The sequence below is a fragment of the Rhizobium sp. WCS2018Hpa-16 genome, assembly GCF_031843705.1.
Taxonomy (GTDB): domain Bacteria; phylum Pseudomonadota; class Alphaproteobacteria; order Rhizobiales; family Rhizobiaceae; genus Agrobacterium; species Agrobacterium tumefaciens_C.
On record NZ_JAVTIX010000003.1, the window covers coordinates 79,636 to 100,167 of the forward strand.

25 protein-coding genes and 1 pseudogene are annotated in these 20,532 nt (G+C 58.3%); 15 read left to right on the top strand and 11 right to left on the bottom strand.

Going from position 1 to position 20,532, the window contains the following annotated elements; translation table 11 throughout:
- Window positions 1-7: 7 nt before the first annotated feature.
- Window positions 8-943 carry a LysR family transcriptional regulator gene (locus tag RQI55_RS11565; RefSeq protein WP_042618908.1) on the bottom strand — a complete coding sequence of 312 codons (936 nt, stop codon included), beginning with the start codon at window positions 941-943 and terminating at the stop codon, window positions 8-10.
- Between the two features lie 103 nt (window positions 944-1,046).
- On the opposite strand from RQI55_RS11565, the gene RQI55_RS11570 reads away from it, so the two are divergent.
- The gene (locus RQI55_RS11570; protein ID WP_042618909.1) at window positions 1,047-2,018 is read left to right on the top strand and encodes an MBL fold metallo-hydrolase; all 972 of its coding nucleotides are present in this window, start codon (window positions 1,047-1,049) and stop codon (window positions 2,016-2,018) included.
- 70 nt (window positions 2,019-2,088) lie between these two features.
- Here the strand turns inward: RQI55_RS11570 and RQI55_RS11575 are convergent, their stop codons facing one another.
- From RQI55_RS11575 to RQI55_RS11585, 3 genes are read right to left on the bottom strand one after another with little or no spacing between them, the layout of a single operon-like run.
- Window positions 2,089-2,304 (bottom strand): hypothetical protein, encoded by a 216-nt coding sequence (locus RQI55_RS11575; RefSeq protein ID WP_052496886.1) that lies wholly within the window; start codon window positions 2,302-2,304, stop codon window positions 2,089-2,091.
- Window positions 2,255-2,608 (bottom strand): ketopantoate reductase family protein, encoded by a 354-nt coding sequence (locus tag RQI55_RS11580; RefSeq protein WP_082249935.1) that lies wholly within the window; start codon window positions 2,606-2,608, stop codon window positions 2,255-2,257. Before RQI55_RS11580 ends, RQI55_RS11575 begins: the two co-directional genes overlap by 50 nt.
- Window positions 2,556-2,897 (bottom strand): hypothetical protein, encoded by a 342-nt coding sequence (locus RQI55_RS11585; protein ID WP_042618910.1) that lies wholly within the window; start codon window positions 2,895-2,897, stop codon window positions 2,556-2,558. The genes RQI55_RS11580 and RQI55_RS11585 overlap by 53 nt, the downstream gene beginning before the upstream one ends.
- Before the next feature lie 138 nt (window positions 2,898-3,035).
- On the opposite strand from RQI55_RS11585, the gene RQI55_RS11590 reads away from it, so the two are divergent.
- Entirely contained in the window at window positions 3,036-3,659 is a 624-nt protein-coding gene (locus RQI55_RS11590) for a TetR/AcrR family transcriptional regulator (RefSeq protein ID WP_052496887.1), read from the top strand.
- Between the two features lie 30 nt (window positions 3,660-3,689).
- Here the strand turns inward: RQI55_RS11590 and RQI55_RS11595 are convergent, their stop codons facing one another.
- The gene (locus RQI55_RS11595; RefSeq protein WP_162196035.1) at window positions 3,690-4,607 is read right to left on the bottom strand and encodes a YeeE/YedE thiosulfate transporter family protein; all 918 of its coding nucleotides are present in this window, start codon (window positions 4,605-4,607) and stop codon (window positions 3,690-3,692) included.
- 96 nt (window positions 4,608-4,703) lie between these two features.
- Window positions 4,704-5,225, bottom strand: a complete 522-nt coding sequence (locus RQI55_RS11600; protein WP_042618912.1) for a YkgB family protein — start codon at window positions 5,223-5,225, stop codon at window positions 4,704-4,706.
- A 146-nt stretch (window positions 5,226-5,371) separates the two neighbouring features.
- Between RQI55_RS11600 and RQI55_RS11605 the strand changes: the two genes are divergently transcribed.
- On the top strand, window positions 5,372-5,827 hold the full coding sequence (locus tag RQI55_RS11605) for a MarR family winged helix-turn-helix transcriptional regulator (RefSeq protein ID WP_162196036.1): 456 nt from the start codon (window positions 5,372-5,374) through the stop codon (window positions 5,825-5,827).
- A gap of 42 nt (window positions 5,828-5,869) precedes the next feature.
- Here RQI55_RS11605 and RQI55_RS11610 read toward each other — a convergent pair whose 3' ends face one another.
- From RQI55_RS11610 to RQI55_RS11620, 3 genes are all read right to left on the bottom strand, one after another.
- Entirely contained in the window at window positions 5,870-6,550 is a 681-nt protein-coding gene (locus RQI55_RS11610) for an FMN-binding negative transcriptional regulator (RefSeq protein WP_082249932.1), read from the bottom strand.
- A 71-nt stretch (window positions 6,551-6,621) separates the two neighbouring features.
- A complete protein-coding gene (locus RQI55_RS11615) occupies window positions 6,622-7,131 on the bottom strand; it encodes a DUF417 family protein (protein ID WP_052496888.1) in 510 nt (169 codons plus the stop codon).
- A gap of 166 nt (window positions 7,132-7,297) precedes the next feature.
- Window positions 7,298-8,254 carry a LysR family transcriptional regulator gene (locus tag RQI55_RS11620; RefSeq protein WP_042618954.1) on the bottom strand — a complete coding sequence of 319 codons (957 nt, stop codon included), beginning with the start codon at window positions 8,252-8,254 and terminating at the stop codon, window positions 7,298-7,300.
- 94 nt (window positions 8,255-8,348) lie between these two features.
- Here RQI55_RS11620 and RQI55_RS11625 point away from each other — a divergent pair, with 94 nt between their 5' ends.
- The 11 genes and pseudogenes from RQI55_RS11625 to pcaD all read left to right on the top strand — a co-directional run bounded on the left by RQI55_RS11625 (window position 8,349) and on the right by pcaD (window position 18,422).
- Window positions 8,349-9,500: a muconate/chloromuconate family cycloisomerase gene (locus RQI55_RS11625; protein ID WP_042618914.1), complete on the top strand. Its 1,152-nt coding sequence runs from the start codon at window positions 8,349-8,351 to the stop codon at window positions 9,498-9,500.
- Between the two features lie 3 nt (window positions 9,501-9,503).
- Window positions 9,504-9,794, top strand: coding sequence for a muconolactone Delta-isomerase (gene catC, locus RQI55_RS11630; protein WP_042618915.1), 291 nt, complete (start codon window positions 9,504-9,506; stop codon window positions 9,792-9,794).
- 83 nt (window positions 9,795-9,877) lie between these two features.
- Window positions 9,878-10,806, top strand: a pseudogene (gene catA / locus RQI55_RS11635) (catechol 1,2-dioxygenase).
- Window positions 10,807-10,874: 68 nt separating this feature from the next.
- Window positions 10,875-12,245 carry a benzoate 1,2-dioxygenase large subunit gene (benA, locus tag RQI55_RS11640; RefSeq protein WP_042618917.1) on the top strand — a complete coding sequence of 457 codons (1,371 nt, stop codon included), beginning with the start codon at window positions 10,875-10,877 and terminating at the stop codon, window positions 12,243-12,245.
- 103 nt (window positions 12,246-12,348) lie between these two features.
- A complete protein-coding gene (benB, locus tag RQI55_RS11645) occupies window positions 12,349-12,840 on the top strand; it encodes a benzoate 1,2-dioxygenase small subunit (RefSeq protein ID WP_042618918.1) in 492 nt (163 codons plus the stop codon).
- Between the two features lie 15 nt (window positions 12,841-12,855).
- On the top strand, window positions 12,856-14,241 hold the full coding sequence (locus tag RQI55_RS11650; protein WP_311272581.1) for an ABC transporter substrate-binding protein: 1,386 nt from the start codon (window positions 12,856-12,858) through the stop codon (window positions 14,239-14,241).
- Between the two features lie 54 nt (window positions 14,242-14,295).
- Entirely contained in the window at window positions 14,296-15,168 is an 873-nt protein-coding gene (locus RQI55_RS11655; protein ID WP_042618922.1) for a branched-chain amino acid ABC transporter permease, read from the top strand.
- Between the two features lie 2 nt (window positions 15,169-15,170).
- Entirely contained in the window at window positions 15,171-16,178 is a 1,008-nt protein-coding gene (locus RQI55_RS11660) for a branched-chain amino acid ABC transporter permease (RefSeq protein WP_042618923.1), read from the top strand.
- Window positions 16,175-16,933, top strand: coding sequence for an ABC transporter ATP-binding protein (locus tag RQI55_RS11665; RefSeq protein WP_192064885.1), 759 nt, complete (start codon window positions 16,175-16,177; stop codon window positions 16,931-16,933). Before RQI55_RS11660 ends, RQI55_RS11665 begins: the two co-directional genes overlap by 4 nt.
- Entirely contained in the window at window positions 16,930-17,640 is a 711-nt protein-coding gene (locus tag RQI55_RS11670; protein ID WP_042618925.1) for an ABC transporter ATP-binding protein, read from the top strand. Before RQI55_RS11665 ends, RQI55_RS11670 begins: the two co-directional genes overlap by 4 nt.
- A complete protein-coding gene (gene pcaD / locus RQI55_RS11675) occupies window positions 17,640-18,422 on the top strand; it encodes a 3-oxoadipate enol-lactonase (RefSeq protein WP_042618955.1) in 783 nt (260 codons plus the stop codon). Before RQI55_RS11670 ends, pcaD begins: the two co-directional genes overlap by 1 nt.
- A gap of 35 nt (window positions 18,423-18,457) precedes the next feature.
- Here the strand turns inward: pcaD and RQI55_RS11680 are convergent, their stop codons facing one another.
- A complete protein-coding gene (locus RQI55_RS11680; protein ID WP_311272918.1) occupies window positions 18,458-18,763 on the bottom strand; it encodes a hypothetical protein in 306 nt (101 codons plus the stop codon).
- Here RQI55_RS11680 and RQI55_RS11685 point away from each other — a divergent pair.
- Window positions 18,744-19,403, top strand: coding sequence for a TetR/AcrR family transcriptional regulator (locus tag RQI55_RS11685; RefSeq protein WP_269082244.1), 660 nt, complete (start codon window positions 18,744-18,746; stop codon window positions 19,401-19,403). The genes RQI55_RS11680 and RQI55_RS11685 overlap by 20 nt on opposite strands.
- Window positions 19,404-19,529: 126 nt before the next feature.
- On the opposite strand, the gene RQI55_RS11690 is transcribed toward RQI55_RS11685, so the two are convergent.
- Complete coding sequence (locus RQI55_RS11690; protein WP_042618927.1) at window positions 19,530-20,432, bottom strand: alpha/beta hydrolase; 903 nt, start codon at window positions 20,430-20,432, stop codon at window positions 19,530-19,532.
- Between the last annotated feature and the right edge of the window lie 100 nt (window positions 20,433-20,532).

Here is a 20,532-nt window from a genome sequence, read left to right on the forward strand (position 1 = left end):
CTAAGTTTTAGCTGCCGACCCCCGTCGTACCAAGGATGTCGCGAATGATATGCCGCAGCCAGGCGTTCGCAGCGTCATCGTCGGCGTGGCTCGCCCAGACCATTTTCACGGGCGGAAAGGAAAGGCTGACGGGTAACGGGCTGACCTTGAGGCCGAGAAGTGCCGCGTAACGATCAGCGATGCGGCTCGGCACCGTGGCAATGACAGGTGCGATCTGCGCCGCCGATAGAACCGACATATAGCCGGGTGCTGCGGCTATCACGTTCAACTCAACGCCTGCCAATTCCAGCGCATCCTTGATGCAGCCCTGCAATGTCTCGTTCTGGGAGATCGTCGCATGGTCAGCGGAAAGATAGTTCGAGAGTTCCACCGGGTTCGACAAAGGCAGCAGAGCTGGATTGTAGCAGCATGCCATTTCCGGCTCGTACAATGTCTCGAAGGATCGGCGGCTCGTCTTTGTGTATGTGCAGCCGACCGCGATATCGATGCTGCCATCTTCCAGTGAAGGTTCCATTGCCTCGTATGGGAACACTCTGGCCAAAACCTTGATGCCGGGTGCGTCGCGGCGCAGGCGCATCGTTAGTTCGGGGATCAGCAACAGCTCGATTTCGGGAGACATGGCGATGCGGAACGTTCGTTCTTCCGTTGCCGGATCAAACCCGAAGTTGCCGGTCAGCGCCATCTGCGCCTGACGGAGAGCATGGCGGACAGGGGCTGCCAGGCTGCGCGCCCGCGCTGTCGGCTGCATCACCTGTCCTACGCGAATAAACAATTCGTCCTGCAAGAGGACCCGAAGCGTTGAAAGGGAATGGCTCATCGCAGGTTGCTGAATCTTCAGCCGTCGAGCCGCCTTGGTGACGTTTCCTTCCGCCATGAGGGCGTCGAAAGCAACCAGAAGATTGAGATCGAAAGATCGCAAATTGAAATGATCGATAGTTGTCATGAGCCGCATCGATTTTATTACTAATGCGTCCATGCATACGTGCTAAAAAGGTCAGTTCCAAGACCTTGTCGTCAACGGGCCGCCGAGTGCCCAGGAGTTTCCCATGCAAACCCGTCGTTCCCTACTTATCAGCACAGCAGGCGCTGCCCTTGCTGCAAGTGCCATGACAACCTTGCCCGCCGCCGCCTTTGCGAAGGCGCCCGTGGTTGGCAAGCAAGCGGCCAGCTTCTACCGCATGAAACTCGGTAACTATGAAATCACCGCGGTATCCGATGGCACGGTGAAACTGCCAATGTCGAAAATATACAAGGGCATCACCGAAGGTGACGCAGAAACCTATCTTGTCGATCATTTTCAGGCGGGTTCGGAAATTTCGGTCAACGCCTTTCTGGTCAATACCGGCGAGAAGCTTGTTCTCATCGACGCCGGTACGGGCGATCTGATGGGACCGGCGCTTGGCAAACTCGTTTCCAATATCGAGGCTGCGGGTTACAAAGCGGACCAGATCGATGACGTCATCCTCACGCACATCCATGCTGACCATTCCGGCGGTCTCGTTGCCAATGGCAAGCGCGTGTTTAAAAACGCGATCCTGCATGTCAACCATCGCGAAGCCGAGTTCTGGTTGAAAGCGGATGCCAAAGCCAAGGCTGACAAGGTTCTGGGTCCCCAGATTACGCAGGCCGAGCAATGCGTCAGCCCGTATGTCGATGCGAAAAAGTTCGAAACCTTTGAGGACAATGCCGCGCCTTTGCCCGGTTTTGGCTCGGTGCTGCGCGCTGGCCATACGCCCGGACACAGTGGCATCATCGTCGAAAGCCAGGGAAAAAAGATCGTGTTCTGGGGCGATATCGCGCATGGCGACGTGCTGCAATATGACCATCCGGAGGTCACGGTCGATTTTGACGTGGACCAGACGACGGCTGCCGCCACACGCGCTGTTGCTTTCGCCGAGGCAGCCGATCAAAAATATCTGGTTGCAGGCGCCCATCACGCCTTTCCGGGCATCGGCCATATCAGGCGGGACGAGACGAACTATGATTGGGTTCCGCTGGTCTATAGCGCCAATTACTGATGTCTGATGAGGCTCCACCTGCGGGATGGAGCCTCGTCTCTGCACTTTAAGCCTGGTTCAGCGGCGACACTTATAATGAAGCCGGTGCCATCGCCCTGCGCTCAATGCCGATGGTGTCGCGCAGTCGCTCGGGGTCAAAGTTGTTGAACATGAACAGGATGTATCTGACTGCACGTCTTTTCAGCGCAAGCAGCACGGCATCCACCTGATGTGCGAGCAATGTGACGACCACAAGATCATAGCGGCACAGCTTCGTCCAACGCGTCGGTGACGCCGACAGCCGCATGCTCACCCGTGATGCTGATGATTCCGGTGTCGGTCAACAATCGCCCAAGGCGGGCGGAACCCGGCCTTGCGATGACGGTGACCTCATGCCCGCCGGCACGGGCCAGATGAAATGCGAATGTGCTTCCGATTCCGCCAACACCAATGACTGCGATGCGAAGCGCACTCGGGGTGGAAAACTCTGTAACGCGTTTTCTTTCTCGGCAAAGGCATGTAGGATCTGGGCCGGTGGGATATCGCGGGCGTCTTTGATCATCCGACTTGCCTGCCGCGTGATTGCCATGCCCGGTGCACCTCGTCCCAATCGGGAATGCTGTCGCAGTAGAAGCCGAGTGTCTTGCCTGTCGCGATAGAGCCGAAGGCCTTCATCGCTTTCAGGTGCGCGCCAGCGATCAGATATCGACGCATTGCGCCCTCATCCTTCCACACGGTTCTTGTGTGATGCACGCCATTGATGAGGCGCGCATCTGTGGCGATGTTGCCCTCGGCCTGCTTGGCTTGAGCCATTGACCTGATCGCATGCCACCAGAAACGGAAAAAATGGCGCCTGCCTTTCAGCTGGAGGCCGGTGATCGATACATAGACCTTCTCCATCGCAGTCCTCCTGGCCGTCTGGCACCACCCGAAAGGGGGCTCAGTGGCATTGAAATGTCCTTATTTAGACGCTGTCTAAATCAATGTCAGGATCATTTTCTCTGGTCAAGCGCAATCTAGTCAGTGTAAAGATTAGGCATGAAACCTTATCATCACGGATCGCTGCACCAGGCTTTGCTGGAGGCGGCGGAAACAATCCTCGACCGCGACGGTATTGCCGGGCTGACCTTGCGGGCGGCGGCACGCGAGGCGGGCGTTTCGCACGGCGCTCCTGCCCATCACTTCGGCGATCTCTCCGGTCTGTTGACGGAGTTGGCTGCTTCAGGCTTCGTGCGATTGCGCGAGACTGTCCTGGCCGAGGTGGAAGAGGCTGCCGCTCAGGCCGATTCCCCTGTTTACGCCACGGCGCTGGGACGCGGTTACATCCGCTTTGCCAGGGCACATCCAGGTGTCTTTCTACTGATGTTCCGCTCAGAGCGCCTGAACTGGTCGTCGCCCTCCTTATCCGTTGCGGGTCCTGCGGCATTCGCACTTCTTTCGAGTGAAGCTTCCGGTAAAGCGACAGACAGGAGCGATTTCGAAACGCTGGTTGTCGCAAGCACGCGCTGGTCCCTGATGCATGGATTGGCGACGCTGATCATCGATGGCAGGCTTGAAGCGATGGCGCAGAATGTGCCTGGCGCCAATCTGGATGAACTGATTGGGCAGATAATCTCCCGTGGTCTGATCGACGGAACCGGCATCGATACGGCCAGATCGTAACGCGTCAGTCCCGTAAACCGTAGAGGTCGCTTAGTGGACGTTGAAGCGTGGCAAGAGCTTCAACATCGCTATGATCGTGGCCAGAAGAATTGCATAAGCGAGAAAAGCCGATGGGCTACCTGACGGTATTCCCTGCAGGACCAGACTGTCATTGCCTCCGGGTATCAAGGTGCTGCCCGCTCCCATCAGCAAACCTCCTGTAAATCTGTCGCGGAGCGCAGCGAGCCCCGGCACTCCAAGCCGGAACCGTCCCTGGAATATTCCGCTCGCGATGCTTCCCGCAATCAGTCCTGTGAGGCCGATGGCCGTCAGCCAATCCGAGGTTCCGATATATCTCAATGCAGGCATCCACGGCCATGGCTGGTGGAGGGCTCCGACAAAAGCGCCGACCAATCCGATCACGCCCATCAAAAATGACAGCTTGAGAATGACGCGCAGCGGCCGTCTCCACAGCGCAAAGCGCAGCAGGATGAAGCCGGGCAGACCGAGCGCGACGATAAGCAGGGCATGTTCGGGAAGAGGGGTTTGTTCCGGTGCCGCGATGGCGCCGGCTCCCATCGCGTCAAGAAGGCGAAAGGCAATGTACGCCCCCGCTCCAGTCAGCAGAAACTCGGACCTGCCTTCGCCAAGGCGTGCAATGGAGCCGAAGGCGCAGCCGCCGTTGATGGTGGCCCCAGCCCCGAACAGAACGGCCCCGAGGCCGAGAGACCCCAAAGGCCCCCACTGCGGAACAGCTATGTCTGGTGTCAATAGCCATGCGACAAGCAATGCCCACAGCCCACATTCGAAAAAACCGAGCAAGCCGTCTGCCCTTCGATCCCTTATGAGTTCGGACATGGCACGAACGGCGCAGGTGGTACCATGCTGAATGGCGACCCCAAGTGCGAACGCTCCCGCTATCAGGAGCGCCGCCAGAGTGGGAATGGAAATGCCGTCGAGATATGTCATCATCGATCCAGTATAGGGGCTGCGATAAGCGACAAGGTTCTGTAAAGGGCGCAGCGGTTGGTGACCTGAGGATGCTGCCCTGTTTTCGATGCGGTCTCAGGTCAGCGATGTCTGAGCTCTGACGCGCGCGATGCTTTCGCCGAGAATGAAAATACTGACGCCGAGCAACGAGACGTCTTTTAGCAGAAACTGGCCGACCGGATTGATCCAGGGGAAGCCACCAAGGTCCGCGTACCAGATCGGCAGTGCGAACATGACCGAGACCGTGGTCAGAAACGTCATCGAGCCGATTGCGCCACCAAGGACGCCAGCGCGTGCCGACCAGATGGAGGCGATCAGCAGGATGGCTGTGAAAATCTCTGCAGTACCGAGCAGAGCGGTTGCGCCCACCTCGCCAAATACTGGATAGAGCCACGATAGCCACGGTGTGTTTGTTATGAGGGGTTTGAGGGCATCGACCTCGATCTGCGTGTATTTAAGGACGCCTATCAGCAGGAGCGGAAGGACCACGCCTGCAAGGGCAACGCCGCGACCGATTTTTGTGATTGTGCCGGCGGGGATGATGCGATCAACGCCAAGGATGGCGCGGTCGGCGGCGGATGTGATTGTCCGGGTCATTTTTATTATCGTTTCTATTTATATGCATGAAGCATACATTAATTCCGCTTGATGTCTATGCGTGGCGCATATATTAATTCGTCATGACTGAGAAAAAGACAGAAAACGTAATCGGCGCACTGGTTCTGGGTTTGGCGGATGCGGTGTTGCGCGAAACAGAAAACCAGGCTCCGGAGAAGGGTCAGGCTGCGGCGGCCATAACGCTGTTGCGGCACGAACCGGGCATGCCCATTGAGCAAATGCGGCGCGCGCTTGGCCTTTCTCATTCCGCCACGGTGCGGTTGGTGGATCGGCTCGTGGCCGATGGCCTTTTCATGAGGCAGCCGAGCGCAAGCGATCGCAGGGCGGTCGCCCTTCACTTGACGGAAGCCGGAGACACGCGCTGCGATGCTATCTTGTCCTCACGCTTTAAACGCATCGCAGGCGCCTTGGATGTTCTTACGTCAGTTGAGAAAGAGACCTATCGCCTGCTGACGGAAAAACTGCTCACCAACTTTGTTGAAGACCTCGATCATGCCTATTCAGTTTGCAGGCTTTGCGATTTGAGTTCCTGCCCGAACTGTCCTGTCGTTTGCAGCCTCCAGGCAAAAAATGAGGCATGACAGGGCATGAGAATGCAGCATGGATTTCGCAGGCTTCGAGCGTCAGTGCTTCAAGGAGCGGATCAGCGATTGGAGAGAGGCTGACGTGCCATCATGGCCGCCAACAAGATGCGCCATGTTTTCGTCTGCCAGCACGCCACGCTGAAGCAATCCTTCGACGACACCGCGCCTGTCTTCCGGTACGTCGCCATGTGAAAGCTTTGCGGTCAAATCGAAGCTGGTGATTTCAAGCCGATATCCCTGGATCAGCTTTCGCCAGCCCTGCCAGAGATCGGCAGCCAGTTCCTCCGTTTGCCATCCGCCCTGCGGTTCGCTGGCATTCACAAGGTCTTTGATCTGGCGCTGCAGGGCAACATCGTCCATGAATGCAAGCCGCCCATGCATGATCAGGCTGATGTAATTATAGGTCGGGGCCGTTCTGCTGCGATCCGAATCTGGATCAGGAAAGCTCGACGTGAACCAACTGGGCGATATTGCCGCCCCGGGTCCCTGAACCAGAATGGTGACGGGCACGCCCACCGTCATGTCGCTTGAAATCGGATTTGCCTTGGCCAAATGGAATTCAAGTGCGCCTGCTGGTGCGTTTCTAGGCCGGAAGGTCAATGGCGCATGGGCAATACGCGGCCCTTCTGGTCCGTTAATGGATATGGCAGCAAATGGAAATGTTTCGACCAAGGCGCGAAGGAGTGCGGGATCGGTGTGCTTGTATTCTGAATAGTGCATGGTGGGTCCTCTTCTGGTTTTCGGTGCCGAATTGGATTCTGTAAATCGGTTTGGTCGAGCGCCCGACGATCTCAGTGGCCAGCGGTGACGTTCTTGAGGAGGCTCTCTCCCAGGATCGCAAGGCTGACACCCAGCAAGGCGACATCCTTGATCAGGAATGTTCCGATGAAGTTCAGGAACGGAAAGCCGCCTGAAGAGGCATCCCAGATCGGGAGCGCGAATAGGGTCGAAACGGTTGTCAGAAATATGAGAGCGCCTAGCGCTCCAGCGACGATCCCGGCACTGACCGACCAGAGAGACGCAATGAACAGGACGGCTGTGATCATTTCCACGACGCCGAGCAAGTAGCTGGTCCCGGCAAAACCGAAAACCTGATAGAGCCAGGCCAGCCATGGCGTGCCGCTGATCAGCGGCTTCAGCGCCTCTACCTCGACCTGAGTAAACTTCAAGAGCCCGATGAGGAGCAGCGGAAGAACGACACCTGCGAGGGAAATGGCCCGACCCGCGGTGAGAGTGAAATGATGTGCTTTTTGGGAATTCAGGAGCTTGGCCGCTGCAGCGGTTGGGGAAAGCAGGGTCATTGTTCACCGTCCATTTTTGAGTGAGCCTGCAAAAATGCATGCATGGCGCATATAAACATGAAATCACTCTAATGTCTATGCGTCACGCATATAAACTGTGATGCTTCGTGCTTTGGCCCCAAAGCGCTAGCGCTGTGGCAGACTGCTGGATGGCCGGTTGCTTATGTCAAAGTTCCTCGGTTGGTAGCTCGAGGCCGGCATCCATCTTCACGTTTGAGAGCTGCAGCCAGATGGGATTGGAGGCATACATTTCGCGGATGATCTGTTTGATTTCATCAATCCGGTTGCCCGCATCTTCGCGCCGGTAGCTCATGATGATGGGAGAGGTCGCATTCTCGTCCTTGATCATTCGGTAGCAGACATCGTCCGGTCGCTGCCGCTGCGAAGCCGCCGGAATGATGCAGAGGCTGACACCCGCCGCGACGATACCGAGCGCCGTTTGGATTTCGCGCACCTCATCGAGATGTGATGGGGAGACGCCCACTTCCTCCAGCATGTTGAGAACCTCGTCGGCAAAGCTGGGTCGGGGTTGCGAGGGATAGACAACCAGCGGCTCGTTTTGCAATTCGGTCAGTGCAATCGGTTCATGGGAGAAGGACTTCGGGTGCCCCTTGGGCAGGGCCACAACCAGTCGTTCTTCGCGCAATGTCAGTCTTTCTACTTCCCGGTCGTTGAAGCGCACCCGGCCGAAGCCGAGGTCGATCCGGTGTTCCTTTAGCGCGGTGACCTGCTCGGTTGAGGCCATTTCGCGGATTTCGAAGTCAAGATTTGGCCAGCGTATGCGCATCCGGCGGACGAGGTCCGGCATTCCGCCATAGAGCGTCGAGCCAACGCAGCCAATAATATATCGCTCCCGCTGCGAAAGGCCGATGCGCCTTGTCTGTTCACGAACATGTTCTGTTCTGGCGATGATTTGCCCGGCTTGCTGGTAGAAGAAACGCCCGGCCTCAGTCAGCGTCAGGGGACGATGGCTGCGGTCGATGAGAAGAACGCCAAGTTCTTCCTCCAACTGCTGGATCTGCCGACTAAGGGGCGGCTGGGCAATATGCAGGATTTCCGCAGCACGGGAAAAGTTTCTCTCGCGTGCAACCGCAATGAAGTATCGTAGCTGTCTCAGTTCCATCTTCATACCTTTTGAGTATCGAATGCCACTTTTATAGTTTTGGACGGACACCCTGCAGAGCGCTAGTTTCCCTAACACACAGGGAGGAAACGTGGTGTCTGTAGAAAGTCGCATTGTCGAGATCGAAACGATTATACTCGATTTGCCTACCATCAGGCCGCACCGTCTGTCGATGGTGACCATGAGTGGCCAGAGCATGATGATCGTGCGGGTTCGTTGCGCCGACGGCTTTGAGGGTTTTGGCGAAGGCACCACGATTGGCGGTTTGGCCTATGGTCCCGAAAGCCCCGAAGGTATGAAGCTGACCATTGATACCTATGTGGCGCCGCTTCTGATCGGTCAGGATGCAGCGCGCATCCAGTTGTTGATGGACCGCGTCGCGCTTGCGGTGAAGGGCAATCATTTCGCCAAATGTGCAGTAGAAACCGCGTTGCTGGATTGCCATGGGCGTCGTTTGGGCCTGCCGCTATCGGAACTTCTCGGGGGTCGTCGCCGTGACAGTCTGCCGGTTGCCTGGACCCTTGCGTCGGGCGATACGTCCAAGGATATCGATGAGGCGCAGACCATGCTGGATCTGCGCCGCCACAAGGATTTCAAGCTGAAGATCGGTCGTCGCGCACTTGCCGATGATGTTCGCCATGTGGCGGAAATCCGCAAAGCGCTGCCCGATCATGCTTCCATCCGCGTGGATGTGAACATGGCCTGGCGCGAACGCGAAGCTCGCTTGGGCATTGATGCCCTAGCTGATGCGGGCTGCGTGCTGGTCGAACAGCCGGTGGCTTGCATCGCACCGCTCGCGAGGCTGACGCGCACATCTTCGATCGCCATCATGGCTGATGAGGTGCTTGTCGGCCCTGAAACTGCGCTGGAAGCGGCCACGGCGCGCGCGGGTGACGTGTTCTCCATCAAGATCGAACAGGCTGGTGGCCTCTTTGCTGCAGCCAAGGTGGTTGCCATTGCCGAGACGGCGGGTATCGGCATCTATGGCGGGACCATGCTCGAAGGCCCCATCGGCACGATTGCTGCGGCCCAGCTCATGGCTGGCGTGAAGGATCTGCACTGGGGAACGGAGTTTTTTGGACCCCTGCTGCTGACGGAAGAGATTCTGCAGGAACCGCTGAACTACTCTGATTTCGAACTGAAGCTGCCGACAGGCCCCGGTCTCGGGATCGATCTCAATGAAGCCGCTGTCGCACGGTTCCGGCGCGATGGCAAACCGGCCAATTCCTTACGTGTGGTGGGGTAAATCATGCTTTTTCATGTCGAAATGACCGTCAATATTCCGCACGACATTCCTGCAGACGAAGTCGCACGCCTGAAGGCAAACGAAAAAGCGCAGGCGCATGAACTGCAGCGGTCGGGTGAGTGGCGGCACCTGTGGCGCATTGCCGGTCGCTTTGCCAATGTGAGTATTTTCGATGTCGCAAGCCCGCAGGCCTTGCATGACATCCTGTTCAATCTGCCGCTTTTTCCGTTCATGGAAATCAAGGTGACGCCGCTGTGCAGGCATCCCTCGTCAATCCGCGACGACGACAGCTGAAATACGTGAACCGTTCGGGAGGGACGGTTTTCTAACCCATCAATCGCGACCTCCCGAGGTCGCACATGCCAAAGGAGGATGTCATGGCAAAGGGTCTAATCGAAAGGGAAGTCATCGCGGCGCTCGCACGACGGGCAAGCGGAATTGACGAGGAAGGCGGCGATGGCCGTTTGAAGGAAATCATGAACCGCCTGTTGGCGGATCTCTTCCAGGCAATCGATGATCTGGATATCAGCATGAACGAGGTGTGGAGCGCGGTCGCCTATATCGGAGCAGCCGGTCGCAGCAACGAACTTGGCCTGATTGCGCCCGGCATCGGTCTTGAACATTTCCTCGACTTGCGTCTGGACGAGGAAGAGCGTCGCGCCGGTCTGGCGGGCGGCACGCCCCGCACCATCGAAGGCCCGCTCTATATCGCCGGTGCGCCTCTGTGTCAGCACTTTGCGCGTCTCGACGACGGTTCGGACAAGGGCGAAGTCCTGTTCATGAACGGTCAGGTGCGCGACCAGAACGGTAAGCCGGTGGCCGGTGCCGTGGTCGATGTCTGGCACGCCGACACGCGTGGCAACTATTCGCACTTCGATCCACAGCAGGCACCATACAACCTGCGCCGCCGGATCGTCACTGATGACGAGGGACGATATCGCTTCCGCTCCATCATGCCAAGCGGTTATTCGACGCCTCCGGGCGGCAACACCGAAAGCTGCTGTTCGCCATCGGGCGCCACGGCAACCGGCCGGCCCACATCCACTTCTTCGTGGAAGCGCCCGGTCACCGTCACCTCACGACACAGATCAACATCGAGGGCGACCCCTATCTGTTCGACGATTTCGCCTTCGGCACGCGTGACGATCTGATCCCGCCGGTTGAGCGGGTAAGCGATCCCAAGGCGATGGCCGACAACCAGGTTCAGGAGCCATTCGCCACGATTGAATTCGACTTCGTGCTGATGCCCGCCGTCGAAGGTGTCGTCGGCACCATCGTTGATCGCGAACGGGCGCAGGCTGCGTAAGCGTCCTGTCTGTCTGGTCACTGGAAGGGGTGGGGGCTTTGCCGCACCCCGTTTAGGAGGAGAAAAGCATGCTTGACGTGACAGTCGATCCCTACATCGAGAACAAGCTTGAAGCAGCCGTGGTCGATGATGCTGAGACCGGTACCTATCGCTGCCGCCGCGATATCTTCACCGATCCGGAACTCTTCGAGCTGGAGATGAAGCATATCTGGGAGGGCAACTGGGTCTATCTGGCGCATGAGAGCCAGATCCCCAACCCGAATGATTACCTCACCGGCTATATCGGGCGTCAGCCAATTGTCATCTCACGCGACAAGAACGGCGAGATGCACTGTTTCCTCAATGCCTGCTCCCATCGCGGCGCGATGGTTTGCCGCCACAAGCGTGGCAACAAGTCCACCTATACCTGCCCCTTCCACGGCTGGTCCTTCTCCAATGCGGGCAAGCTGCTGAAGGCCAAGGATCCGAATGGCGCTGGTTATCCCGAGCAGTTCAACAAGAACGGTTCGCACGATCTGACCAAGGTCGCCCGGTTTGAAAGCTATCGCGGTTTTCTGTTCGGCAGCCTCAACGCCGACGTGCTGTCGCTGGAAGACCATCTGGGCGAGGCGCGCAAGATCATCGACATGGTGGTGGACCAGTCGCCCGATGGATTGGAAATCCTGCGCGGCAGCTCAACCTATGTCTATGACGGCAACTGGAAACTGCAGACGGAAAACGGTGCCGATGGCTATCACGTTTCCTCCGTGCACTGGAACTATGCTGCGACCACGCAACACCGCAAGGAAGCGATTGCCGCGGCCAATGGCCAGGATGTGACCCGCGCCATGGATGCCGGTGGCTGGGCCAAGCAGGGCGGCGGTTTCTATTCCTTTGAGCACGGACATCTGTTGCTCTGGACCCGCTGGGCAAACCCGGAAGACCGGCCGCTGGCGGAAAAGCGCGGAGCACTGACGGATCAGTTCGGTCAGGCCTGGGCTGACTGGATGATCGACCGTTCACGCAATCTCTGCCTTTACCCCAATGTCTACCTGATGGACCAGTTCTCCTCGCAGATCCGTATGTACCGGCCGATTGCCGTGGATAAAACCGAGGTGACAATCTACTGCATTGCACCGAAGGGCGAGAGCGCTGAGGCACGCGCACGCCGCATTCGTCAGTATGAGGATTTCTTCAATGCCAGCGGCATGGCGACACCCGATGATCTGGAGGAATTCCGCTCCTGCCAGATCGGCTATCAGGCGCGCCATGCGGAATGGAACGACCTGAGCCGTGGTGCCGCGCACTGGATCGAAGGCCCGGATGAGGGCGCTGCCGCCATCGGGCTGCAGCCGCTGCTTTCTGGCGTAAAGACCGAGGATGAAGGCTTATTCGTCGTTCAGCACAGCTATTGGAAACAGGCGCTGCAAAAGGCGATCGGGCGCGACCCGACACTCTGAGCATCGCATAGGCAATTCAAGACATGATGAGGTGCGGGCGGGCCGGGAGGGCGCTGCCCGCCTCAACGGGAAAGGCTGCCTTGGTGCAGCCTGAGGAGGAACAATGACGATATCCCGCCAAGAGGTGGAAGATTTCCTGTATCGCGAGGCGCGTTATCTCGACGACCGTGACTGGGACAGCTGGCTTGCGCTCTATGCGCCGCATGTCGATTTCTGGATGCCGGCCTGGGATGATGACGACCGGTTGACAGAAAATCCGCAGACCGAAATCTCGCTGATGTACTATCCGAGCAAGCAGGGGCTGGAAGATCGCATCTTCCGCATCCGCACCGACAGATCCAGCGCCACCAGCCTGCCGGAGCCGCGCACGCTGCACCACATTTCCAATGTCGAGATCCTGTCGCAGACGCCGGAAAAGCTCGAGATCCGCTTCAACTGGATGACGCAGAACTTCCGCTACAAGACCACCGACACCCACTACGGGACGAATTTCTACACGCTCGACGTATCTGGTGGCCAGATGCTGATCGCATCCAAGAAAATCGTTCTCGTCAACGATTACATCCACCACGTCATCGACATCTACCACGTCTGAGCGGAGGAACAGATCATGCCGAGAGTGGCTTTGAACTTCGAGGACGGTGTCACCCGTTTCATCGAATGCGGCGCAAACGAGGTTCTGGTGGATGCCGCCTACCGCGCCCGTTTGAACATTCCGATGGACTGTCGCGATGGTGTTTGCGGCACGTGCAAGTGCAAGGTGGAGGCCGGTTCCTTCGAGCTTGGTGATTACATCGAGGATGCGCTGTCGGATGATGAGCGTGGTCAGGGCTTTGCCCTAAGCTGCCAGATGCGCCCCAGCAGCGATTGCGTCGGCCTGCCGAGGCCAGCCATTGCCCAGGCCACGCCGATCAGGATCGGCCTGATGCTGCCATCAAGTGGCACCTTCGCCAAGCTCGGCCAATTCGTCGACAACGGCTTCAGCCTTTATGTCGAGCAAAAGGGTGGCATGCTGGGCGGCAGGCCGGTCGAATTCATTCGTCTGGACGATGAATCGAAGCCGGAAACAGCCACTGACAACATGAACCGGCTGGTGGGACGCGACAAGGTGGATTTCGTTGTCGGCACTGTGCATTCCGGCGTTGCGATGGCCATGGTGAAGGTGGCGCGTGATACGGGTGTTCCGCTCATCATCCCCAATGCAGGTGCCGATGAAGCAACCGGCCCGCTCTGCGCTGCCAACATATTCCGCACCTCCTTCTCCAGCTGGCAGGTGTCCCATCCCATGGGCAAGGTCATGTTTGATGCAGGCCATCGCAATGTGGTCAGTATCACCTGGCGCTATGCTGCGGGCATGCAGATGGCCAAGGGCTTTGCCGAGGGTTTCACCAGTGCTGGCGGCAAGGTGGTGGAGGAACTGACGCTGCCCTTCCCGGAAGTGGAATTCCAGGCGCTGATCACGCGCATCGCACAGCTGAAGCCGGATGCCGTCTACGCCTTTTTTGCCGGTGGCGGCGCGGTGAAGTTCGTGACCGATTACGCAGCCGCCGGTTTGCAGGGCAAGATCCCGCTTTATGGAACCGGGTTCCTGACCGACGGTACATTGCCAGCGCAAGGGGCGGCAGCCGAGGGCATTCGCACGACGCTGCATTATGCCGACAATCTCGATAATCCCGCAAACAAGACGTTCCTAGACGATTTTGCGAAGAAAACCGGCCAGACCGGCGACATCTATGCGGTGCAGGGCTTTGATGCGGGGGCGCTGCTGGATGTGGGGCTTGCCGCCACCAAGGGCGACACTGGCGCACGCGACGCGATGTTCGCCGCAATGCAGGGCGCAAAGCTCAACAGTCCGCGCGGCCAGATGAGCTTTTCGGCGGCCCATAACCCGATCCAGAACATCTATCTGCGCGAAGTGCGCGGGGGCAAGAACGTGCTGGTGTCGGTGGCGGGCGAAGCGGTCAAGGACCCGGCTCGCGGATGCAAGATGACCTGATTTTTGCCGCGGGGCAGTTCACTGCCCCGCTTTCCCGAACGTTCGGAGACGATCATGGATATCGCGACTTTCGCCATCCAGCTTTTAAATGCCGTGCAATACGGGCTTGTGCTGTTTCTGGTTGCCAGCGGGCTGACGCTGGTTTTCGGCATTCTCGGTGTCATCAATCTCGCCCATGGTGCATTCTACATGCTGGGTGCCTATCTGGCCTGGTGGTTCACCATGACGACCGGCAATCTGTTCCTCGGCATTGTCGCGGCTTTCGTAATCAGCTTTCTTGTCGGTATGGTGCTGGAAAGCCTGTTCATCAAGCGGCTCTATGGGCGTGACCATCTTTCACAGGTTCTCCTGAGCTTTGGTCTCATCCTTGTGCTGGACAAGGTGCGCCAGATCCTGTTCGGTCGCGATGTGCAATCTGTCGCCTTGCCGGAGTGGCTATCCGGGGCAGTTCAGGTGACGGACATGCAATCCTATCCGCATTACCGTTTGGCCCTGATCGGCTTTTGCCTTGTGGTGGCCGCCGCGATCTTCTTCGTCATCAACCGCACGCGGATCGGCATGATCGTTCGCGCGGGGGCGGAAAACCGGGACATGACGCGGGCGCTCGGTATTCCCTTCGACAAGGTCAACCGGCTGGTGTTTGCCGTTGGCATCGCGCTGGCGGCGCTTGCCGGTGCTGTGATTGCGCCAGTCTCTACCGTCTTTCCGGGCATGGGTGACAGTATGCTGATCCTGTCCTTCGTGGTGGTCGTGCTGGGTGGCGTGGGGTCCGTTCCCGGTGCCGCCATCGGGGCGCTATTGATCGGCCTTATCGACACCTTCGGGAAAGTCTTCCTGCCGGAATTTGCCGGCGTCCTCATCTATCTGCTCATGGCTCTTGTGCTGCTCTGGCGGCCCACCGGCATCATGGGCAAGCGGGAGATCTGATCATGATGCCCTTATTTTCGAAAAACAGCGCGCCGATGGCGGCGATGTTTGCTGCAGCTCTGTTTCTGCCGCTGATGGTCGGTGACTATTATTTGCAGTTTACCGCCAAGGTGATGCTGCTCGGCATCCTCGCAATGTCGCTCAACCTAAATGTCGGTTTCGGCGGCATGGTCAGCCTCTGTCATGCGGCCTTCTTCGGGCTGGCAGGCTATGTGCTCGTGCTGGTAACGCCGGAATATGAGGCGCCCAACCTTGTCTGGACGCTTTTCATTGCGCTTGTCGTGGTTGCCGTTGTGGCGGCTGTCATCGGTGCGCTTTCGCTGCGCACGCGCGGGATCTACTTTATTATGGTCACGCTGGCCTTCGGGGAAATGTTGTTTTTCCTGTTTCATGACACCTCCATCGGCGGCGGTTCGGACGGTATATTCCTTTATGTAAAGCCGCTGCTGACGCTGGGCGGTCTTTCCATTGATCTGGAAAACCCGCTCACTTTCTACATAGTGGCGCTTGTCTGCTGCGCCTTGTCCTGGGCGTTGATCACTCATCTGCTTGCGAGCCCTTTTGGAGATTCGCTGACGGCTGCCCGTGACAATGAGCGGCGGGCCATGTCACTCGGCATTCCGGTGTTTGCCGTCCGTCTCGTCGCCTTCATCATCTCGGCAGTCATGGCCGGGCTTGCCGGTTACATGTCCACCGCACAGTTCGGCTTTGTCGCGCCGCAGATGCTGGGATGGCACATGTCGGCTGTTGCACTGGTCATGGTGGTTCTCGGCGGTAGCCGCAAGGTGACTGGCCCGCTCTTCGGTGCCGTCGGCCTGGTCATGCTGGAGGACATTCTGAAGGTCTATCTGGGAGAGCAATGGAAGCTGGTCTATGGAGGCGTGATCGTGGCGCTCGTCCTGTTCCTGCCGGGCGGTCTTCAGGACATTCTGCGCATGATGTGGCCGCAGGGCTTGTTTCGTCGCGCAGAGCCTGTGACGCAGCCAATTGTTGTGGGAGGCAAGCAATGACCAAAGATCTGCTCGTTGTTGAGGGATTGAGCAAACGCTTCGGCGGCCTGCTCGCCGTCTGTGATGTTTCACTCAGCCTGCGTCAAGATGAAATACATGCCGTTATCGGACCCAACGGGGCTGGCAAGTCGTCGCTGATCAACCTGTTGTCGGGCGATCTTTCGGTCAGCGCTGGACGCGTTCTTCTCGAGGGAAAGGACGTGACAGGGGAGGCCCCCCACCGCCGCTGCCGCGCCGGTATCGGGCGCTCCTATCAGAAGACGACCATCTTTCATGAACGCACCGTTCTCGACAATGTTCGCCTCGCCGCACAAAGCGCAAGGCACAACACGCTCGCGATGCGGCGCGTCACGTTGGTCGAGATGGAGACGGAAGAAGCGGCACTGGCTGCCCTGCAGGAAACCGGTCTGACGGACCGGGCCGCGACTGTTGCGCGCCAGATGAGCCATGGCGAACAACGGCAGCTGGAGGTCGCGATGGTGCTTGCGACGAAGCCCAGAGTGCTGCTTCTCGATGAGCCTTTGGCCGGTATGGGGCATTCCGAGGCCAAGCGTATGGCAGACGTGATCCGTGGACTGGCTGTCGGGCGGGGCATTCTTCTCGTCGAGCACGACATGGATATCGTTTTTGCCATCGCCGACAGGCTGACCGTGATGGCGGACGGGAAGGTTATCGCATCCGGTGCGGTTGAAGAGGTGCGCCGCGATGCCAGAGTGCGCGCCGCCTATCTGGGAGAAACGGAGGACGCCGCATGACACTTCTGACAGTCGAGGGCCTTCAAGGCTTTTATGGTGCAAGCCAGGTGCTGCATGGGATTGACCTGCAGATCAGCCCGGGCGAGCAGATCGCTCTTCTCGGGCGAAACGGCATGGGCAAGACCTCTTTCCTGCGGTCGCTGGTGGGTGCCTTGCCGAAAGTGGCGGGGGAGGTCGCTCTCAACGGCAAGAGCATCCGTGGGCGATTGCCGGAGCATATCGCGCAGGCGGGCGTTGCCATCGTGCCTGAAGGGCGGGGCGTTTTCGGCTCGCTTTCGGTTATCGAAAATCTTGTCATGGCAGCGCGGCCGGGTCCCACGGGCAAGCGCCAATGGACGTTAGACCGGGTCCTTTCCGTGTTTCCGAGGCTCGCACAGCGGCGTGGGCATGGCGGTCATCAATTGTCCGGCGGCGAGCAGCAGATGCTGACCATCGGGCGCGCTCTGATGACAAATCCTGATCTGTTGCTCATCGATGAGGCAACTGAAGGCCTTGCGCCGCTCGTTGCACAGGAAATCTGGAAGACGCTGGGGATCATCCGATCCGAAGGGATCGCGACCGTTGTGGTCGACAAAGATGTGAAAAACCTCAGCCGGGTTGCCGACCGAATGATCATCATGTCCAAGGGTAAGCTGGTATTTGCCGGAACTCCTGCGGAACTGGCCGGGCAGGGCGACCTGCTGGAGCGTCACCTGGGAGTTCAATGATGCCATTTCTCTATTCTTCCGGCGTCACACTGCATTACCGGATCGGTGGGCGCGCTGGCAAACCTCGGATTGCCTTTACGAACTCGCTCGGTTCAGACATGCGCATCTGGGGTACGGTCGAGCAGATCCTGCGCTATGATTTCGAGATGCTGTTTTTTGACCAACGCGGCCATGGCCTCTCACAAAACGTTGTCGCTCCCTACAGGCTTGACGATCTCTCCGGCGATCTCCTGATGTTGCTGGACGTGCTCGGTTGGGAAAAAACAGCACTTTGCGGCGTCTCTGTCGGCGGCCTTATTGCCATGGATGCGGCGCTGAAAGATGCGGCGCGCGTCTCGTATCTCATGCTGTTCGATACCGCTCCCCGCATCGGCAACGCCGACCTCTGGGCTGCACGCATTGAAACTGTCGAGGCAGACGGGCTTGAGGCGCATGCCGACAGTTTCCTGGCCCGCTGGTTCCCGCCATCCTTCGCTGAAGAGTGGCCAGAGGCCTGGCAGGGCTGGAAGCGGATGCTTCAGGCGACGCCGAAAGAAGGCTATATGGCCACTTGCGCGGCGTTGCGCGATGCTGACCTGACGGCATCGATCCACCGACTGGATCTGCCGGTGCTTCTGCTGGCTGGAACGGAGGATATTTCAACGCCGCCTTCACTCGTGCAGCAAATGACGCATGATATCCGAGACAGCCGCTTCGTAACGGTCCCAAAGGCGGGGCATCTTCCCATGATCGACGCAAGTGAGGCTGTGGCGAGCGAAATCCGAAGCTTTCTGGTTGCATGAAAGCGTAAGGCGCAACAGATGCGGGGAGGCAACACTCACCCTGAGTCGCGGATCAGGTTGGCCAGCACGTCTACAGGCGTTGGTCGCAGGGAGGATATGCCCATCACCAGCCCGAGTGGAACGAGCCTTTCGCCCCCTTCAGCCAAATGCAGGCGCACGATGGTGCCCTTCTCCAATTCATCCTTGATGAGGTGATAGGGCAGCAGGCCATGGCAAAGGCCACTCTTGACCGCGCCGATGGGGCCGGCGCGGTATCGCCTAGCGTGCCGAAACGCACAAAAATTGTTGCGTCTTGGGGCATAAATGGGCATTCTGTTGGGGATGGTATGCACTAAAGTCAACAGCCCAGCTTCGCGCGCGGGTCGCCCTCTTGTTTTGACGCCACATGAGCGTCGCGCACGCATTCTCACTTGCGCTGAAGCATTGTTTATAGAACTGGGATACGAAAACACGTCGATGGTGCGCATTGCGCAGTGCGCCGGCATGTCGAAGCGCACACTTTATGAGGCTTTTCCCGACAAGCGCGAAATTTTTACCGCCGTGGTCAATTTTCGCGACGGCGTGCCTGACCTGCCGCCGATCGCTGATGACGATGACCCCCGTCGCATCTTGTGTGACACTTTGACCTTTATCGCGCATTTCATTCTTGAACCGCGACGGATCGCCTTGGCGCGGCTTGCCATAGCGGAAGCTCGAAGCTTGCCAGACGTGACCCACGATTTTTTTGAGAACGCCTATGACGTGATGACAGATCTGGTTGCGGGCCGCCTCGAACTTCTGATCGGGCGCAAGCAGATATCGATCACTGGCACGCCGCACTCTGTTGCGGACCTGCTCTTGGGAGCAACGCTGGGCGATGCTCTCGTTCGCTATCTGGGTTTCCCGGACAAGGCTGCGGACTTGCAGAGAGAAGAAACCGCGCGGAGAGCGGCGGCCGCTGTCGCCATGATGGCCGGTGGTTTGGGGCTGCGAGACACTTGATCGCAAGTCGGGTAACGCCCGATGCTAGCTTTGAAAGCGGCTTCCGCAGCCGCACTGCTTCTCGTTATTCGAGAATAGCGTTCGGCCCCCGCCACTTGGCAGGGGCCGTTATTGCGATGGCACGGTTTAGTTAGACGAGCCAGCGACACCGAGCTTCTTGACGAGCCATTTGATGCAACGGTCCATGATTTCGGGATAATGCTCCACAAGAATGCCGTAGTGCTGGCCGGGATACTCCACGAGTTCCTTGTCGGAGGTTACCATTTCGTACAGCTTGCGCGCATCATCGACCGGCGCGACCGTGTCTTCAGACGCCAGAATGAGCAATAGCGGTGCTGTGATGCGCGCGGCATAGGCCGGTGTTTCCATTTCGAACAGGCAATCGAAAGAGGCGATGGCCAGTTCATTCTGGAAACTTGGGATATCCTGATAGTGCTTGGTGAATTTGATGCCTTCAGGATTGGTGAACATGACGGGAGGACCGTCAGGAGTCTGTTCGCCGGACACCGTGATTCTGACGGGCGCCGCACCTCGGAATTGCGCTTCGCGGTCAGCATAGACAGCATCTTCCAGTTGCTTCAGCTCATCTGCAGCAAAAAGTGTGCGTGCTGAATAGCCTGAAACCGGCGGAACAAGAGAAACGACAGCACTGACACGACGATCCGTTCCCGCAACGAACAGGGAAATCTGACCGCCAAGGCTTATTCCCCACAGTCCGATGCGAGTTTCATCGATATCGGCGCGTGCTGAAAGGTGAGTGATGACGTGGCGCAGATCGCGACCGAACTGCCATGGATCAGCGAGCTGACGGGGTTCGCCGCCGCTGAGGCCGTAGTGGCGGTGATCGTAGAACAGAACGGCAAGCCCGGCATCGGTATAATATGGGGCCTCGCGGTAAATACCTTCCGCCACGCTGCCAATTCCCGAATGCGCGATAACGACCGGAAGAGGGCCTTTTGCATTTTCTGGCAGGTAAAGGCGGCCACGCAAGGTGACATCGGCTAATTCAAACTCAAGATCTTCGTACATGGTCTTCTCCCGTTGTGAATGTCTGCCCCCTGGGCGATCTCCTCACCGCACGACTGGCACAAGCAATTAGAAAACACCTTGGTTTCCAAATGTCAACGGG

Coding starts and splice junctions, on each gene's coding strand:
- RQI55_RS11575 (WP_052496886.1), bottom strand. CDS start 2,304: ATGCGGCTGTCGGCGTCACCGACGCGTTGGACGAAGCTGTGCCGCTAT.
- RQI55_RS11610 (WP_082249932.1), bottom strand. CDS start 6,550: ATGCACTATTCAGAATACAAGCACACCGATCCCGCACTCCTTCGCGCC.
- RQI55_RS11660 (WP_042618923.1), top strand. CDS start 15,171: ATGATGCCCTTATTTTCGAAAAACAGCGCGCCGATGGCGGCGATGTTT.
- RQI55_RS11565 (WP_042618908.1), bottom strand. CDS start 943: ATGACAACTATCGATCATTTCAATTTGCGATCTTTCGATCTCAATCTT.
- RQI55_RS11620 (WP_042618954.1), bottom strand. CDS start 8,254: ATGGAACTGAGACAGCTACGATACTTCATTGCGGTTGCACGCGAGAGA.
- RQI55_RS11595 (WP_162196035.1), bottom strand. CDS start 4,607: ATGACATATCTCGACGGCATTTCCATTCCCACTCTGGCGGCGCTCCTG.
- RQI55_RS11615 (WP_052496888.1), bottom strand. CDS start 7,131: ATGACCCTGCTTTCCCCAACCGCTGCAGCGGCCAAGCTCCTGAATTCC.
- RQI55_RS11665 (WP_192064885.1), top strand. CDS start 16,175: ATGACCAAAGATCTGCTCGTTGTTGAGGGATTGAGCAAACGCTTCGGC.
- pcaD (WP_042618955.1), top strand. CDS start 17,640: ATGCCATTTCTCTATTCTTCCGGCGTCACACTGCATTACCGGATCGGT.
- RQI55_RS11690 (WP_042618927.1), bottom strand. CDS start 20,432: ATGTACGAAGATCTTGAGTTTGAATTAGCCGATGTCACCTTGCGTGGC.
- benB (WP_042618918.1), top strand. CDS start 12,349: ATGACGATATCCCGCCAAGAGGTGGAAGATTTCCTGTATCGCGAGGCG.
- RQI55_RS11650 (WP_311272581.1), top strand. CDS start 12,856: ATGCCGAGAGTGGCTTTGAACTTCGAGGACGGTGTCACCCGTTTCATC.
- RQI55_RS11670 (WP_042618925.1), top strand. CDS start 16,930: ATGACACTTCTGACAGTCGAGGGCCTTCAAGGCTTTTATGGTGCAAGC.
- RQI55_RS11590 (WP_052496887.1), top strand. CDS start 3,036: ATGAAACCTTATCATCACGGATCGCTGCACCAGGCTTTGCTGGAGGCG.
- RQI55_RS11600 (WP_042618912.1), bottom strand. CDS start 5,225: ATGACCCGGACAATCACATCCGCCGCCGACCGCGCCATCCTTGGCGTT.
- benA (WP_042618917.1), top strand. CDS start 10,875: ATGCTTGACGTGACAGTCGATCCCTACATCGAGAACAAGCTTGAAGCA.
- RQI55_RS11570 (WP_042618909.1), top strand. CDS start 1,047: ATGCAAACCCGTCGTTCCCTACTTATCAGCACAGCAGGCGCTGCCCTT.
- catC (WP_042618915.1), top strand. CDS start 9,504: ATGCTTTTTCATGTCGAAATGACCGTCAATATTCCGCACGACATTCCT.
- RQI55_RS11655 (WP_042618922.1), top strand. CDS start 14,296: ATGGATATCGCGACTTTCGCCATCCAGCTTTTAAATGCCGTGCAATAC.
- RQI55_RS11585 (WP_042618910.1), bottom strand. CDS start 2,897: ATGGAGAAGGTCTATGTATCGATCACCGGCCTCCAGCTGAAAGGCAGG.
- RQI55_RS11685 (WP_269082244.1), top strand. CDS start 18,744: ATGGTATGCACTAAAGTCAACAGCCCAGCTTCGCGCGCGGGTCGCCCT.